Source organism: Streptomyces sp. NPDC088252 (assembly GCF_044740965.1).
GTDB lineage: Bacteria > Actinomycetota > Actinomycetes > Streptomycetales > Streptomycetaceae > Streptomyces.
Genome location: NZ_JBIURS010000002.1, coordinates 134,642 through 149,329, shown reverse-complemented (window position 1 = coordinate 149,329; position 14,688 = coordinate 134,642). Strand labels below are relative to the sequence as shown.

The 14,688-nt window shown below is 69.8% G+C and carries 16 protein-coding genes and 1 pseudogene; 11 read left to right on the top strand and 6 right to left on the bottom strand.

What is annotated here, in order from left to right; translation table 11 throughout:
• Positions 1–9: 9 nt before the first annotated feature.
• The 4 genes from ACIOHC_RS04425 to ACIOHC_RS04410 all read left to right on the top strand — a co-directional run bounded on the left by ACIOHC_RS04425 (position 10) and on the right by ACIOHC_RS04410 (position 2,582).
• The gene (locus ACIOHC_RS04425; RefSeq protein WP_003967454.1) at positions 10–168 is read left to right on the top strand and encodes a DUF4177 domain-containing protein; all 159 of its coding nucleotides are present in this window, start codon (positions 10–12) and stop codon (positions 166–168) included.
• The gene (locus tag ACIOHC_RS04420) at positions 168–638 is read left to right on the top strand and encodes a RidA family protein (protein ID WP_351077161.1); all 471 of its coding nucleotides are present in this window, start codon (positions 168–170) and stop codon (positions 636–638) included. Before ACIOHC_RS04425 ends, ACIOHC_RS04420 begins: the two co-directional genes overlap by 1 nt.
• 199 nt (positions 639–837) lie before the next feature.
• The gene (locus ACIOHC_RS04415) at positions 838–1,746 is read left to right on the top strand and encodes an NUDIX hydrolase (RefSeq protein ID WP_351077158.1); all 909 of its coding nucleotides are present in this window, start codon (positions 838–840) and stop codon (positions 1,744–1,746) included.
• Complete coding sequence (locus tag ACIOHC_RS04410) at positions 1,743–2,582, top strand: MBL fold metallo-hydrolase (RefSeq protein ID WP_351077156.1); 840 nt, start codon at positions 1,743–1,745, stop codon at positions 2,580–2,582. Before ACIOHC_RS04415 ends, ACIOHC_RS04410 begins: the two co-directional genes overlap by 4 nt.
• A gap of 142 nt (positions 2,583–2,724) precedes the next feature.
• Here ACIOHC_RS04410 and ACIOHC_RS04405 read toward each other — a convergent pair whose 3' ends face one another.
• Positions 2,725–3,399, bottom strand: a complete 675-nt coding sequence (locus tag ACIOHC_RS04405; protein ID WP_014046869.1) for a Crp/Fnr family transcriptional regulator — start codon at positions 3,397–3,399, stop codon at positions 2,725–2,727.
• A 496-nt stretch (positions 3,400–3,895) separates the two neighbouring features.
• Here ACIOHC_RS04405 and nth point away from each other — a divergent pair, with 496 nt between their 5' ends.
• The 7 genes and pseudogenes from nth to ACIOHC_RS04370 form a co-directional block, all read left to right on the top strand.
• Positions 3,896–4,723: an endonuclease III gene (gene nth, locus ACIOHC_RS04400; protein WP_365694592.1), complete on the top strand. Its 828-nt coding sequence runs from the start codon at positions 3,896–3,898 to the stop codon at positions 4,721–4,723.
• A 62-nt stretch (positions 4,724–4,785) separates the two neighbouring features.
• A complete protein-coding gene (locus tag ACIOHC_RS04395) occupies positions 4,786–5,634 on the top strand; it encodes a CoA pyrophosphatase (RefSeq protein ID WP_351077152.1) in 849 nt (282 codons plus the stop codon).
• An 88-nt stretch (positions 5,635–5,722) separates the two neighbouring features.
• The gene (locus ACIOHC_RS04390) at positions 5,723–6,928 is read left to right on the top strand and encodes a MarP family serine protease (protein WP_351077148.1); all 1,206 of its coding nucleotides are present in this window, start codon (positions 5,723–5,725) and stop codon (positions 6,926–6,928) included.
• 72 nt (positions 6,929–7,000) lie between these two features.
• The gene (locus tag ACIOHC_RS04385) at positions 7,001–7,582 is read left to right on the top strand and encodes a transposase (RefSeq protein WP_401841340.1); all 582 of its coding nucleotides are present in this window, start codon (positions 7,001–7,003) and stop codon (positions 7,580–7,582) included.
• Positions 7,530–7,976: a transposase gene (locus ACIOHC_RS04380; protein ID WP_401841337.1), complete on the top strand. Its 447-nt coding sequence runs from the start codon at positions 7,530–7,532 to the stop codon at positions 7,974–7,976. The genes ACIOHC_RS04385 and ACIOHC_RS04380 overlap by 53 nt, the downstream gene beginning before the upstream one ends.
• Positions 7,963–8,160, top strand: coding sequence for a hypothetical protein (locus tag ACIOHC_RS04375; RefSeq protein ID WP_401841334.1), 198 nt, complete (start codon positions 7,963–7,965; stop codon positions 8,158–8,160). Before ACIOHC_RS04380 ends, ACIOHC_RS04375 begins: the two co-directional genes overlap by 14 nt.
• A gap of 177 nt (positions 8,161–8,337) precedes the next feature.
• Positions 8,338–8,514, top strand: a pseudogene (locus ACIOHC_RS04370) (M55 family metallopeptidase); the annotation flags it as partial.
• Between the two features lie 471 nt (positions 8,515–8,985).
• Here ACIOHC_RS04370 and ACIOHC_RS04365 read toward each other — a convergent pair.
• The 5 genes from ACIOHC_RS04365 to acs form a co-directional block, all read right to left on the bottom strand.
• Positions 8,986–9,189 (bottom strand): hypothetical protein, encoded by a 204-nt coding sequence (locus tag ACIOHC_RS04365; RefSeq protein ID WP_351077145.1) that lies wholly within the window; start codon positions 9,187–9,189, stop codon positions 8,986–8,988.
• 106 nt (positions 9,190–9,295) lie between these two features.
• Positions 9,296–10,417 (bottom strand): alpha/beta hydrolase, encoded by a 1,122-nt coding sequence (locus ACIOHC_RS04360; protein ID WP_351077142.1) that lies wholly within the window; start codon positions 10,415–10,417, stop codon positions 9,296–9,298.
• Positions 10,414–10,947: a phage holin family protein gene (locus ACIOHC_RS04355; RefSeq protein ID WP_351077139.1), complete on the bottom strand. Its 534-nt coding sequence runs from the start codon at positions 10,945–10,947 to the stop codon at positions 10,414–10,416. Before ACIOHC_RS04355 ends, ACIOHC_RS04360 begins: the two co-directional genes overlap by 4 nt.
• 47 nt (positions 10,948–10,994) lie before the next feature.
• Positions 10,995–12,401: a Na+/H+ antiporter NhaA gene (gene nhaA / locus ACIOHC_RS04350; RefSeq protein WP_351077136.1), complete on the bottom strand. Its 1,407-nt coding sequence runs from the start codon at positions 12,399–12,401 to the stop codon at positions 10,995–10,997.
• 240 nt (positions 12,402–12,641) lie between these two features.
• Positions 12,642–14,639 (bottom strand): acetate--CoA ligase, encoded by a 1,998-nt coding sequence (gene acs, locus ACIOHC_RS04345; protein WP_365692917.1) that lies wholly within the window; start codon positions 14,637–14,639, stop codon positions 12,642–12,644.
• Positions 14,640–14,688: the final 49 nt, after the last annotated feature.

Genomic DNA, 14,688 nt, shown 5'->3' with positions numbered 1-14,688 from the left:
AGTCGGGCCATGACCAAGTGGGAATACGCGACCGTGCCCCTTCTCGTGCACGCGACGAAGCAGATTCTGGACACCTGGGGCGAGGACGGCTGGGAGCTGGTCCAGGTCGTTCCCGGCCCGAACAACCCCGAGCAGCTCGTGGCCTACCTGAAGCGGGAGAAGGCGTAGTGGCGGGCTCCGTCGAGGCGAAGCTCGCCGAGCTCGGGCTGACGCTGCCGGACGTCGTACCGCCGCTGGCCTCGTACCAGCCGGCCGTTCAGTCCGGGGTGTACGTGTACACCTCCGGCCAGCTGCCGATGGTGGACGGCAAGCTCGCGGTCACCGGCAAGGTCGGTGCGGAGGTCACACCCGACGAGGCCAAGGAGCTGGCGAAGACCTGCGCGCTCAACGCGCTGGCCGCCGTGAAGTCCGTGGCGGGCGACCTGGACCGGATCGCACGCGTGGTGAAGGTCGTGGGCTTCGTCGCCTCGGCCGCCGACTTCACCGGCCAGCCGGCCGTGATCAACGGTGCCAGCGAGCTGCTGGGCGCGGTCCTCGGTGACAAGGGCGTGCACGCGCGCAGCGCGGTGGGCGTTGCGGTGCTGCCGCTGGACGCACCGGTGGAGGTCGAGGTCCAGGTCGAGCTGGTCGGGGCCTGAAGCAGCGGAGGGACTTGAGCCGTATGTTCCGCTGCGGGCCCTCGGCGGGAGGCTGTCCGCCCGCCGCCCGCTGATCCGTCCGTTGTCGGCTCTCCGATCCCGTCCGGTCGTCACGACCGGGCGGGATCATGTGTGTACGAGGCATGTACGGATCAACATGCCTCTCGAACATCGTCGCGGTTCCGGATAGCCTCCGGCCATGTCCAAGTCCAATGGTCAGTGGTACCCACCGGAATGGCCCGACCGGATCCGGGCACTCGCCGCCGGTGAGCTGACGGCCGCGACCCCGAGGCGTGCCGCGACCGTGATGCTGCTCCGGGATCCTGCCGTCGGCACCGAGGGCGGCCCCGCGGTCCACATGCTGCGCCGCCGCTCCTCCATGGCCTTTGCCGGCGGGGCTTACGCCTATCCGGGTGGCGGAGTCGATCCGCGCGACGACGACCGGCTCGTCGACTGGGCCGGACCCGCGCTGGAGAGCTGGGCCGAGCGGCTCGGTGTCGACACGGGGGCCGAGGCCCAGGCCGTCGTCTGCGCGGCGGTCCGCGAGACGTACGAGGAGGCGGGCGTCCTTCTCGCCGGCCCGACCGCCGACACGGTCGTCAGTGACACCACCGGCGCCGACTGGGAGGCCGACCGAGAGGCGCTGGTCGCCCGGGAGCTGTCCTTCGCGGAGTTCCTGGACCGACGCGGTCTGGTGCTGCGCTCCGATCTGCTGGGCGCCTGGGCGCGCTGGATCACCCCCGAGTTCGAGCCGCGCCGCTACGACACCTGGTTCTTCGTCGCCGCGCTCCCCGAAGGCCAGCGCACCCGCAACGCCTCCACGGAGGCCGATCGCACCGTGTGGATCCGGCCCGGCGAGGCGGCCGACGGGTACGACAGGGGCGAACTGCTGATGATGCCGCCGACCGTTTCGACGCTGCGGGCGCTCAGGCCGTACGGGACGGCTGCCGAGGCCCTGAAGGCGGCGGATTCCCAGGACCTCGCCCCCGTGCTGGCACAGGCGCGGCTGGAGGGTGATGAGCTGGTGCTGAGCTGGCCGGGGCACGACGAGTTCACCAAGCACATCGCGCGCGGGCCGGCCGGTGGCGGGGGAGGTGAAGCCGTATGAGCGACGCGGCCGCGCTGCCCGGACAGCCACGCGGCGGCGTCCTGTCCGGCCCGGCCACCACTCGTACCGTCAATGTCCTGGCGCCCAACGCCTCGGCGATGACGCTGGACGGCACCAACACCTGGATCGTCGCCGAGCCGGATTCCGACCTCGCGGTCGTCATCGACCCGGGGCCGCTGGACGACGTGCATCTGCGGGCAGTCATGGACACCGCGGAGCGGGCGGGCCGCCGGATCGCGCTCACTCTGCTCACCCACGGACATCCCGATCACGCGGAGGGCGCGGCACGCTTCGCCGAGCTGACCCGTACGAAGGTGCGTGCCCTGGACCCGGCGCTGCGCCTGGGCGACGAGGGCCTGACGGCGGGGGACGTGATCACCACCGGAGGGCTGGAACTGCGTGTCGTGCCGACCCCCGGGCACACCGCGGACTCGCTCTCGTTCCATCTGCCCGCAGACAGGGCGGTGCTGACGGGGGACACGATCCTCGGACGCGGCACCACGGTCGTCGCGCATCCGGACGGGCGACTCGGCGACTACCTCGACTCGCTGAGGAGGCTGCGGTCGCTGACCACCGAAGACGGCGTGCACACGGTGCTGCCGGGCCACGGCCCGGTCCTGGAAGACGCGCAGGGCGCGGTCGAGTTCTACCTCGCACATCGCGCGCACCGGCTCGCCCAGGTGGAGACGGCGGTCGAGGCCGGGCACCGGACGGCGTCGGAGGTGGTGGCGCAGGTGTACGCGGACGTGGACCGGTCCCTGTGGCCCGCCGCGGAGCTCTCGGTGCTGGCGCAGCTGGAGTACCTGGGCGAGCACGGGTTGATCCAGGACTTCTAGGCCTCCGTCCCGGGACGGACATGCGCGAGGCCCTGCCGGGAGGCAGGGCCTGGCGCAGGCAGTCAGGACTTCGCCCGTCCGTATCCGTCCGTCAGTCCCGTCCGGACGGGACGTGTCCCGCGGACCAGGGGCGGACGAGGGGCTAGCGGGACCGCTTCGCCAGGCGCTCCACGTCCAGCAGGATCACGGCGCGCGCCTCCAGGCGCAGCCAGCCGCGGCCGGCGAAGTCGGCGAGCGCCTTGTTGACCGTCTCGCGGGAGGCGCCGACCAGCTGGGCCAGCTCTTCCTGGGTCAGGTCGTGGACGACGTGGATGCCTTCCTCCGACTGGACACCGAAGCGGCGTGACAGGTCGAGGAGGGCGCGGGCGACGCGGCCCGGGACGTCCGAGAAGACCAGGTCGGACATCTGGTCGTTGGTCTTGCGCAGTCGGCGGGCGACGGCGCGCAGCAGCGCGGTGGCCACCTCGGGGCGGGCGTTCAGCCAGGGCTGGAGATCACCGTGGCCGAGGCCGAGGAGCTTGACCTCGGTCAGCGCGGTCGCGGTGGCCGTACGCGGGCCCGGGTCGAAGAGCGACAGCTCGCCGATCAGCTCGCCGGGGCCGAGGACCGCCAGCATGTTCTCGCGCCCGTCGGGGGAGGTGCGGTGGAGCTTCACCTTGCCCTCCGTGACCACATAGAGGCGGTCGCCCGGGTCGCCCTCGTGGAAGAGCGCGTCGCCGCGTGCGAGGGTCACCTCACTCATCGAGGCGCGGAGCTCCGCGGCCTGCTCATCATCGAGCGCCGCGAAAAGCGGGGCGCGCCGCAGAACGTCGTCCACGAGTTCTCTCCTTGTCGGCCTGTTCCGGGAACCGTGGTCCCCATCATGCCGGACGGTAAAACAGTGCGATCAATCACAAACCAGTTTGACGCACGGACGTGCCGAACCGTGCGGCAGGGGGCCGATCGGGGGTGGATACATTGCGACCGGGGCGGATGGCGGTGCGTGGCTCTAGGCTGGCCGGGTGTCCAGATCGCCGGTGAGAGCGCAGGCCAAGGGGGCTGGTGGGGTGTCGGAAGGCCGTGATTCCGCTGTGGGCGAACAGGCTGGGAGCAGTCCGGAAAAAGCGACAAAACGTGCTGCGGTCGGGCGTGCCTTGAAGGCCGGAGCGCAGGCAGCGGAGAAGCCCGTGACCAAGCCTGCGACCAAGCGGACGGCGAAGTCCGCGGCGGAGCGAGCCGCGAAGCCCGCGCCGAAAGCCGCCGGGAAATCCGTCGGGAGAACCGCCACGAAGGCCGCGTCCGAGTCCACCGCGAAGACCACCACGAAGACCACCGTGAAAGCCGCGCAGGCAGGAGCGCAGGCCGGAACGAAGGCCGGAACGAAGGCCGGAACGAAACCGGAATCGCATCTGGCGATGGTCCGCCGGGCCCGCAGAATCAACCGTGAGCTCGCCGAGCTCTACCCGTACGCCCACCCCGAGCTGGACTTCAGGAACCCCTTCGAGCTTCTCGTCGCCACGGTGCTCTCCGCCCAGACCACCGACCTGAGGGTCAACCAGACCACCCCCGCGCTCTTCGCCGCCTACCCCACCCCCGAGGACATGGCCGCGGCCGTCCCGGAGGAACTGGAAGAGCTCATTCGGCCGACCGGCTTCTTCCGGGCCAAGACCAAGTCCCTGATAGGCCTCTCCGTGGCGATCAGAGACAATTTCGGGGGTGAGGTGCCGGGGCGCCTTGCTGATCTCGTCACGCTTCCCGGGGTCGGCCGCAAGACCGCCAATGTCGTTCTCGGGAATGCCTTCGGCGTTCCGGGCATCACGGTCGACACCCACTTCGGGCGCCTGGTCCGCCGCTGGAAGTGGACGGAGCAGGAGGACCCGGAGAAGGTCGAGGCCGAGGTCGGCGCGATCTTCCCCAAGAGTGAGTGGACGATGCTTTCCCACCGCGTCGTCTTCCACGGCCGCCGCATCTGTCACGCCCGCAAGCCCGCCTGCGGCGCCTGTCCGATCGCCCCGCTCTGCCCGGCGTACGGGGAAGGCGAGACGGACCCGGAGAAGGCCAGGAAGCTGCTGAAGTACGAGATGGGCGGTCAGCCCGGCCAGCGGTTGAGCCCGCCGCCGGACTACCCGGGCAAGCCCGCGCCGGCCCTGGGAGCCGACTGACGTACTGCGCTCGCTCCGGAACGAAATGCGTGACGACAGGCGTTGTGAGACGAGGGGTGCCTATGAAGACGCACGAACAGAGCACGCAGGAGCAGAACGCGCAAGAGCAGAACGCGCACAAACGGAGCGCGCACGAGCAGACGCGGCCTGATCGTGTTGCGGAGGCTTCGACGGCGCCTGCGGCGGTCAGCCCGGCGGCGGCCGTTGCGGCGGCCGCCGCAACGGCGGATGCGGCACACGACTCCGCCGTCACCGTCACGGCCGAGGGCCTGCCCGACTGGCTCGATCCCGTGGCCCGTGCCTCGCGGACCATCGAGCCCGACCAGCTCAGCCGCTTTCTGCCGCCCGAGAGCGGCGCCGGGCGGCAGTCCGCCGTACTCGTACTGTTCGGGGAGGGCGAACGAGGGCCCGAGCTGCTCCTCATGGAGCGAGCCGGAAGCCTGCGTTCCCATGCTGGGCAGCCTTCCTTCCCCGGTGGCGCCCTGGACCCGGAGGACGGCGACCAGGCGACGACAGGGCCGCTCAGGGCCGCGCTGCGGGAGGCCCGGGAGGAGACCGGCCTCGATCCGCGCGGAGTCCAGCTCTTCGGCGTGCTGCCCCGGCTCTACATCCCCGTGAGCGGCTTCGTCGTGACGCCAGTCCTCGGCTGGTGGCGGTCGCCGAGCCCGGTCGGCGTGGTCGATCCGGGTGAGACCGCCCGGGTCTTCACCGTTCCCGTGGCGGATCTCACGGATCCGGCCAATCGCGCGACCACGGTCCATCCGAGTGGCCATCGGGGCCCGGCATTTCTGGTCGAATCCGCCCTGGTCTGGGGTTTCACGGCCGGAGTGATCGACCGCATTCTCCACTTCGCGGGCTGGGAGCGCCCGTGGGACACCGCCAGGCAGGTGCCGCTCGACTGGCGCGCATGACAGGCTGACCCCCGTGCTGCGCCGTCCGGCCCCGCCCGGACCCAGCCGAACGAACGGGCCCGGTGACGAATCTGCGAGGCTATAGACGGTGAACGTGCTGGACATCCTGCTGCTGGCCGCCGCCGTGTGGTTCGCGGTCATCGGCTATCGCCAGGGGTTCGTCGTCGGCATCCTGTCGGTGATCGGGTTCCTGGGAGGCGGCCTCGTCGCCGTCTATCTGCTGCCGGTCCTGTGGGACCAGCTGACGAACGGCTCCGAGGTCTCATCGACCGCCGCCGTCGTGGCCGTCGTCATCGTGATCGTCTGCGCCTCGGTGGGGCAGGCATTCACCACCCACCTGGGAAACAAGCTCCGCCGCTACATCACGTGGTCACCCGCGCGCGCCCTCGATGCCACCGGCGGCGCCCTGGTCAACGTCGTCGCGATGCTGCTGGTCGCCTGGCTCATCGGTTCGGCGCTGGCGGGCACATCACTGCCGACTCTGGGCAAGGAGGTCCGCAGCTCCTCGGTTCTGCTCGGTATCTCCCGCGTGATGCCCAACCAGGCCTCCACCTGGTTCACGGACTTCTCCTCCGTCCTCGCGCAGAACGGCTTCCCGCAGGTCTTCAGTCCCTTCGCCAACGAGCCGATCACAGAGGTCCGCGCCCCGGACCCGGCGCTGGTCGGCAGCCCCGTGGCGGCCCGCGCCAAGGAGTCCATCGTCAAGGTCGTCGGTACGGCCCCGAGCTGCGGCAAGGTTCTCGAAGGCACCGGTTTCGTCTTCTCCGACCGCCGGGTGATGACCAACGCCCACGTCGTCGGCGGCGTCGACGAACCGACCGTCCAGATCGGCGGCCAGGGGCGGCTGTACGACGCGAAGGTCGTCCTCTACGACTGGCGGCGGGACATCGCCGTACTCGATGTACCGGATCTCCACGCGAAGCCGCTGAAGTTCACCGACACCGACCACGACGCCCGGACCGGGAACAGCGCCATCGTCGCGGGCTTCCCGGAGAACGGCTCGTACGACGTACGTGCCGCGCGTGTCCGGGGCCGCATCGACGCCGATGGCCCGGACATCTACCGCCGGGGCACCGTTCGCCGCGACGTGTACTCGCTCTACGCGACGGTCCGGCAGGGCAACTCCGGCGGACCACTGCTGACCCCCGACGGAAAGGTGTACGGGGTCGTGTTCGCGAAATCGCTCGACGATCCCGAGACCGGCTACGCCCTGACGGCCGACGAGATCCGCCAGGACATCGCGCACGGCCGCTCCGCCAACCAGCAGGTCGACAGCCAGTCGTGCGCTCTCTAGTAGTACTTCGTCAGGTTGATTTGATCTTGGTAGTCGTGGCGGTGCATGCCACGGCTGGTGGATCTTGGTGAGGTGGAGAAACTCCGCGGGGACCTCGGTGATTTCGTGGCTGAGGTCTTCGCGTCCCTGACGCGCAAGGACCAGCGCCGGCAAGGAGATTGCTATCTGCGGGGGCTGATGCTGGACGGGCGGCGCAAGTCCATCCAGCCGATGGCCGGGCGGCTTCCGGACGGCAACATGCAGGCCCTGCAGCAGTTCGTCAGCCAGTCGCCGTGGGACCACGTCCCGGTGCTGCGGAAGATCGCGCGGAAGATGACCTCCGCCATCACCCCCGAGGCATGGGTGATCGACGACACCTCGTTCCCGAAGTCCGGCGACCAGTCGGTGGCCGTCTCCCGGCAGTACTGCGGCGCGCTGGGCAAACGCTCACCCTGCCAGGTCGGAGTGAGCATCCACGCCGTCACCGACCGGGCTTCGTGCCCGCTGTCGTGGCGGCTGTTCGTGCCGCCGGAGTGGGACGACCGGGATGATGTCCGCAGAGGGGCGGACCGGTCTCCCGCCGGAGGTCGGGCACGTCGAGAAGTGGCGGCTGGCGATCGACATGCTGGACGAATCGACCACCTGGGGACTTGCTCCGCAGGTCGTCGTCGCTGACGCCGGCCCCGGCCAGTCCGCCGCCTTCCGTCACGCTCTGCGCTCCCGGCACTTGGACTACATCGTCGCCGTGCGCGGGGACGATGTAGTCCACCCCTTCGACGCGGAACCGGTGGCGCCCGCATACAGCGGCGCCGGCAGGCGCACTCTGCCCCGCTTCCGCACCGGCACGCTCGCCCTTCACGAACTCGCCACCGAGGAAGGCCACCAGGCGTTTCGGCAGGTCACCTGGCGCCAGGGAAGCCGCGGCGCGATGCGCTCGCGGTTCAGGGTCCTGCAGGTGCGGCCCGCCGGGAGGACCCCGCGGACGCTCGCCGCCGCCGACGCCGGAGGCGGAGCCGCCTGGGCGGCCTGCTGCCGGCCGAGATCCTGCTGGTCGAATGGCCCCCGGTGAGAACGCACCCACGGACTACTGGCTCACCGGCCTCCCGCCCGACACCCCGATCCGTAAGCTCGTGCGTCTGGCCAAGATCCGCTGGCGCATCGAGCACGACTACCGCGAGATGAAGCACGGCCTCGCCTGGACCACTTCGAAGGCCGCACCAGGCGCGGCTGGCACCACCACGTCACCCTCGTGACGCCGCCCACGCCTTCCTCACCCTCCGACGCCTCGACCCGAAAGCCGAAGCGCCGGCCTGACCTTCTATCAAGTCTTCGACACCCTCCAGGACCTGATACGGGCCTGGACCGGCGAATGCCCCACCTGCCACCGCGACATACCAACACTCGTACCGACCTGACCAAGCCCTACTAGTCGTATTGCCGGGCGTTCCATGGGCGGGATCGGTCTCGACGCCACCGTGGCCGGGCACATGGGCGTGCCGGGCGTGCTGTTCAGCGGCGACGACACCGCCTGCGCCGAACTGAGCGAGGAGGGACGTCCACATGCCGGATGTGTTCGGGTGTTTCGGCAACGCGGCCAGGTGCCGTAGCCGTCGTCGTGCGCCCGTCATGGAGTACAGGACAGCCCTCATGGTCTCTTGTTCGGATCACGCCGGGCTTGCGTCCCGGTGCCGCGCCTTGCCGCGTTGTCGTCGGCGGCCTGTCCGGCCGGCTCAGGGCACGGAAGCTTCCGTCATCGCTGCCGGGTCGGCCTGTGCCCGGACCGGGTGGCCCGTCCGGCCCGACACCGGACCGGAAGCGGGAACGCGTCCGACCGGCGCGAAGCTCACCCCTCGGCCGACGGGCGTTCCCGCTCGCGGCGCGAGATGTGCGCGGCAACTCCGGGTGCGTGCGGGCGCTCCCAGCACGCTCGCCGCGCGCGGGCGCATCATGTGTGCTGAGTGAGCGCGTCCGTGTGCACGCGCATGTGCGCTGCCCGTGTACTGGCCGGTGGCAGCCGGGAGACAGCGGTGCAGGCCCCGCCCGGCCGGTGAACGCTCACCGGTCGGCCGGGGCAGGCCTCATCCGCGTGGGTGGCGCAGTCGCGCCGAGACCCAGCGGGCCCGTCGGCGCAGAATGCGCGGAATGCCGAGCTGGGGATCATGCAGAACATGCATATCGTGCACCCGGCCCTGAGGGCCGCCCCCCTCGTGAATGCTCGGACCCGCCGTGGCGGTCGAGCGACGGTTGCGTGCTGCGTCACCGAAGTCGTGCGTCCAGCCCATACCCCGACGTCTGCCCGTGCCTCATGGTCGGTAACCGCCCATCCGTCAGCCAATTGGCCTATGCGCCGGGCAATTGGCTGTTCGTCGGACAACTGTGCCCGTACGGCTACCGATCAGGCTCGGGATCCTTGAGCCAGTTGATGAGTTCGGCCGAGAACCCGGCCGGATCCTCTTCGTGGGGGAAGTGACCCAGACCGTCGAAAAGTCGCCAACGGTACGGCGCTTCGACATACTCGCCGGAGCCCGCCGCGCTCCGCGTACGGATCGCCGGATCGAGTGAACCGTGCACATGCAGTGTGGGTACCCGCACCGGGCGCTTCATCCGCCGGTTGAACTGGATTCCGTCCGGACGGGCCAGGGAGCGGACCATCCAGCGGTACGGCTCGATCGAGCAGTGCGCCGTCGACGGGATGCACATTGCGCGACGGTAGACGTCCACCGCCGCCTCGTCGGGGAACTCCGGGGTCCGGGGGCCCGACCAGTCGTGGATCAGCCGGCCCACCAACGCGGCGTCGTCCGCCACGAGCTGACGCTCCGGTACCCACGGGCGCTGGAAGCCCCAGATGTACGAGCCCGCCCGGGTCTGTGCGAAGTCGGAGAGCATCGAGGAGCGCCAGCGGCGCGGATGCGGCATCGAGGAGACCACGAGGCGGCGGACCAGCTTCGGCCGCATCACCGCAGCCGTCCATGCGAGATAGCCGCCCATGTCATGGCCGACGAGGGCCGCGTCCGGTTCGCCGAGGGAACGAATCACCCCGGTGATGTCGAGCGCCAGGTTGGCGGGGTCGTACCCCCGCGGCGTACGGTCGCTGCCGCCGACTCCGCGCAGATCCATCGCCACGGCGCGGAAACCGGCGTCGGCCAGCGCGGTGAGCTGGTGCCGCCAGGTCCACCAGAACTGCGGGAAGCCGTGCAGCAGCAGCACCAGCGGCCCCTCGCCGAGTTCGGCGATGTGGAAGCGGGCGCCGTTGGCCGCCACGTCCCGGTGGGTCCACGGCCCGTCGAGCCGCACGGGCCCACCGGCGCCCACCGGGCCGGGTGACGCGGAGGAACTCGGCGGGCCGGAGGGATCGCAGGAGCCGGAGGGGCTGTCCACATCCGCCCGGCAGTCCACGTCCGCCCGGCCGTCCAGGCCGGCAGCCCGGCCGTCCGGACTTACCTGACCTTCCGGGTCTACCGGTCCTACTGGTCCTACTGGGTCGGATGCGCTGGAATCGGGGACCGTCATGTGGACGAGCGTGCCACAGCCGGCGCCTTGTCCTGGACCGGAGCCTTCTCCAAGGCCTTGTCCGTCCGTGTGCTTCCCGTGACGGCCGGACGGCTCGCCCCGGCCGTCACGGCGGGCCGGGGGTGCGGCTTGACGCCCTGCAGCACGGCCGCCGTCTGCTTGGCCGAAGCGATGGACTTCTCCGGCGGCTTCACCTTCTTGAACTTGGCGACGGCGAACAGCGCGAGCAACGCACCCAGAACGATGAACGCGGCGCCCACGATCAGGAACGACCAGGCCAGTCCGAGCCCCAGGTAATGGATGCCGTACGCCGCCGCGAAGCTCAGCACCGGGATCGCGAACAGAACCAGTACGCCCGCGATGATGAACGCCACGCTCCCGGTCGCGCCGCGCTTGACGTCCTGCCGCACTTCGGCCTTGGCCAGGGCGATCTCGTCGTGCACCAGTGCGGACATCTCGGCCGTCGCCGCAGCGACCAGCTGTCCGAGACTGCGGTCGGCGCTGCCCGCGTTGTTGCCGGGGTCGCTCATCCCTGACTTCCTCTCCTGCTCTCCTGCTCAACACATCTGGTGTCAGATCATGCCGGACTGTCCGGCTTGTTGCTCGCTGCCCCCGCCAGTTGGGCAAGGCGGCGGTGCTCGGCCGCCTTCTTCTCGTAGATCACGGCCATGCGCAGGTGGTACTCCGGGTCGCCCTGTTCGTACACGTCGGGCACACCGTCCTCGTCCTCGTCGAGTTCCTCGGCCTCGTGCAGCGTCCGGTACTTTCGGACCCGGAGTTTGAGCAGTACACCGGAGAGTACGGCGGCTGTCAGGGAGCCGAGCAGCACGGCGGCCTTGATCTCGTTGATCGTGTCCTCGTCGCCGGCGAAGGCCAGCTCGCCGATGAGCAGCGAGACGGTGAAGCCGATGCCGGCGAGCGTGGCGACCGCGAAGACGTCCGCCCACGCCAGGTCCTTGTTCAGCTCGGCCTTGGTGAAGCGGCTGGCCAGCCACGTTCCGCCGAAGATGCCTGTCGCCTTGCCCACGACGAGCCCCAGGACGACACCGAGCGTCTCGGGCCGGGTGAAGACGTCCGCCAGTGCGCCGCCGGAGAGGGAGACACCGGCCGAGAAGAGGGCGAACAGAGGCACGGCGACACCGGCCGACAGCGGGCGTATCAGGTGTTCGATGTGCTCGCCGGGGGAGCGGGTCTCGCCCTCGCGCCGGACGCATCGGAGCATCAGGCCCATGGCGACACCGGCGATCGTGGCGTGGATGCCGCTGTTGTACATGAGGCCCCAGATGACCAGGGCGAGCGGTACGTAGATGTACCAGCCGCGCACGTTCCTGCGCAGCAGCAGATAGAAGACGGCCAGACCGATGAAGGCGCCGAGCAACGCGGTGAAGTTGATCTTCTCGGTGAAGAAGATCGCGATGATCAGGATCGCGAAGAGGTCGTCGACGACGGCGAGAGTCAACAGAAAGGCGCGCAGCGCGTTCGGCAGCGAGGTGCCGATGACCGCGAGGACGGCGAGCGCGAAGGCGATGTCGGTGGCGGTGGGGACGGCCCAGCCGCCCGTGGAGCCTCCGCCGAACACCGCCACGAGTGTGTAGACGGCGGCCGGAACGGCCATTCCGCACAGCGCGGCGACGACCGGGAGAGCGGCCGCCTTGGGGTCGCGCAGTTCGCCCGCGACCAGTTCCCGCTTGAGTTCCACGCCCGCGACGAAGAAGAAGACCGCGAGCAGCCCGTCCGCCGCCCAGTGCTGCACGGAGAGATTGAGGCCCAGCGACCCGGGACCGAAGTGGAAGTCGCTGACGGCGGCGTAACCGGATCCGAAGGTATTCGCCCACACCAGGGCGGCTATGGCGGCGACCAGCAGGATGACCCCGCCGACGGTCTCGGTGCGCAGGGCGTCTGCGAGATAGTTCCGCTCGGGCAGGGACAGACGCCCCAGAAAGGTACGGCGCGGGGAAGGGGGTGCGGGGGTGGGCGCGGCCACGAGGGAGGACCTCCGGGTCGGTAAGGCAGCGATGGCATGGCTGATGCACTTGCCGACCAGACTTCCCGGCACACCCTGTGGAGATTTCTTATTGCTTTGTTGACGCGCCTGCCACTGTACCCGGGGTGCGCGGATCTGTATGCGGTGATCGTCACCTTAAATGCCCGAGGGGCACCCGGCGCGTTGCCGGGTGCCCCTCGGGGACGTACGTGCTGCGGTCGCCCTGAGAGGAGGCCGGGCTCAGTCCTCGGAGGAGGAGGACGGCAGCTGGGTCTGGATGAGGTCCATCACCGAGGAGTCGGTGAGCGTCGTGACGTCGCCCAGCTCGCGGTTCTCGGCGACGTCGCGCAGCAGGCGCCGCATGATCTTGCCGGAGCGGGTCTTCGGCAGTTCGGCGACCGGCAGGATCCGCTTCGGCTTGGCGATCGGGCCGAGCGTGGCGCCGACGTGGTTGCGCAGTTCCGCGACGAGCTCGTCGGAGGCGGTGGCCGTACCGCGCAGTATCACGAACGCGACGATGGACTGGCCGGTCGTCTCGTCGGCGGCGCCGACCACCGCGGCCTCGGCTACCGACGGGTGCGACACGAGTGCCGACTCGACCTCGGTGGTCGAGATGTTGTGCCCGGACACGAGCATCACGTCGTCGACCCGGCCGAGCAGCCAGATGTCACCGTCCTCGTCCTTCTTGGCGCCGTCGCCCGCGAAGTACTTGCCCTCGAAGCGCGACCAGTAGGTGTCGATGAAACGCTGGTCGTCGCCCCAGATGGTGCGGAGCATCGACGGCCACGGCTCGGTGAGGACCAGGTAGCCGCCCCCGCCGTTCGGAACCTCGTTGGCCTCGTCGTCGACGACCGTGGCGGAGATACCGGGCAGAGCGCGCTGGGCGCTTCCCGGTTTGGTCTCCGTCACACCGGGCAGCGGCGAGATCATCATCGCGCCGGTCTCGGTCTGCCACCAGGTGTCCACGATGGGGCACTTGTCGGCGCCGATGTGCTTGCGGTACCACATCCACGCCTCGGGGTTGATCGGCTCACCGACCGAACCGAGGACCCGGAGACTGCTCAGGTCGAACTTGGCGGGGATGTCGTCACCCCACTTCATGAACGTACGGATCGCGGTCGGCGCGGTGTAGAGGATCGTGACACCGTACTTCTGCACGACCTCCCAGAAACGCCCCTGGTGCGGGGAGTCCGGCGTGCCCTCGTACATGACCTGCGTCGCGCCGTTGGCCAGCGGGCCGTAGACGATGTACGAGTGGCCGGTCACCCAGCCGATGTCGGCGGTGCACCAGAAGACGTCGGTCTCCGGCTTGAGGTCGAAGACCGCGTTGTGGGTGTACGCCGCCTGCGTGAGGTAGCCGCCGGAGGTGTGCAGGATGCCCTTCGGCTTACCCGTCGTACCGGAGGTGTAGAGGATGAAGAGCGGCTGCTCCGCCTCGAAGGCCTCGGGGGTGTGCTCGGCGGACTGCCGTCCGGTGATCTCGTGCCACCAGACGTCACGGCCCTCGGTCCACGCGGTGTCCTGGCCGGTGCGCCGCACTACGAGGACGTGCTCGACACCGTCGATACGGGAGACGGCGTCGTCCACTGCGGGCTTGAGCGCGGACGGCTTGCCGCGGCGGTAGCCGCCGTCTGCGGTGATGACGACCTTGGCGTCCGCGTCCTGGATGCGGGCGGCGATGGCGTCGGCGGAGAAGCCGCCGAAGACCACCGAGTGCGCGGCGCCGATCCGGGCACAGGCCAGCATCGCGATGGCGGCCTCGGGGATCATCGGCAGATAGACGGCGACCCGGTCGCCCTTGCCGACACCGAGCTCGATGAGCGCGTTCGCGGCGCGCGAGACCTCGTCCTTCAGGTCGGCGTAGGTGATGGCGCGGCTGTCGCCGGGCTCGCCCTCGAAGTGGATGGCGACCCGGTCGCCGTTGCCGGCCTCGACGTGGCGGTCCACGCAGTTGTACGCGACGTTGAGCCTGCCGTCCGCGAACCACTTCGCGAAGGGCGGGTTGCTCCAGTCGAGCGTCTCGGTCGGCTCCGTGGCCCAGGTCAGGCGACGAGCCTGCTCGGCCCAGAAGCCCAGCCGGTCCGCCTCGGCCTGCTCGTACGCCTCCGCTTTGACGTTGGCATTGGCGGCCAGATCGGCAGGCGGTGCGAACCGCCGCTCCTCCTTGAGCAGATTGGCCAGGCTTTCGTTGCTCACGACATCTCCCATTCCCAGGGTGTCCGTTGTGTCCCGGGGCATAGCTCATCAGGCCAAAGGCCGGGTGACAAGTGTCTGCCCGGAATTGGTT

Bases quoted from the DNA above. Each gene is read 5' to 3' on its own strand.
- ACIOHC_RS04410 (WP_351077156.1), top strand. From the start codon at position 1,743: ATGAGCGACGCGGCCGCGCTGCCCGGACAGCCACGCGGCGGCGTCCTG.
- ACIOHC_RS04425 (WP_003967454.1), top strand. From the start codon at position 10: ATGACCAAGTGGGAATACGCGACCGTGCCCCTTCTCGTGCACGCGACG.
- ACIOHC_RS04365 (WP_351077145.1), bottom strand. From the start codon at position 9,189: ATGGGCTGGACGCACGACTTCGGTGACGCAGCACGCAACCGTCGCTCG.
- acs (WP_365692917.1), bottom strand. From the start codon at position 14,639: ATGCCCCGGGACACAACGGACACCCTGGGAATGGGAGATGTCGTGAGC.
- ACIOHC_RS04375 (WP_401841334.1), top strand. From the start codon at position 7,963: ATGGCCCCCGGTGAGAACGCACCCACGGACTACTGGCTCACCGGCCTC.
- ACIOHC_RS04415 (WP_351077158.1), top strand. From the start codon at position 838: ATGTCCAAGTCCAATGGTCAGTGGTACCCACCGGAATGGCCCGACCGG.
- ACIOHC_RS04395 (WP_351077152.1), top strand. From the start codon at position 4,786: ATGAAGACGCACGAACAGAGCACGCAGGAGCAGAACGCGCAAGAGCAG.
- ACIOHC_RS04360 (WP_351077142.1), bottom strand. From the start codon at position 10,417: ATGACGGTCCCCGATTCCAGCGCATCCGACCCAGTAGGACCAGTAGGA.
- ACIOHC_RS04355 (WP_351077139.1), bottom strand. From the start codon at position 10,947: ATGAGCGACCCCGGCAACAACGCGGGCAGCGCCGACCGCAGTCTCGGA.
- ACIOHC_RS04380 (WP_401841337.1), top strand. From the start codon at position 7,530: ATGCTGGACGAATCGACCACCTGGGGACTTGCTCCGCAGGTCGTCGTC.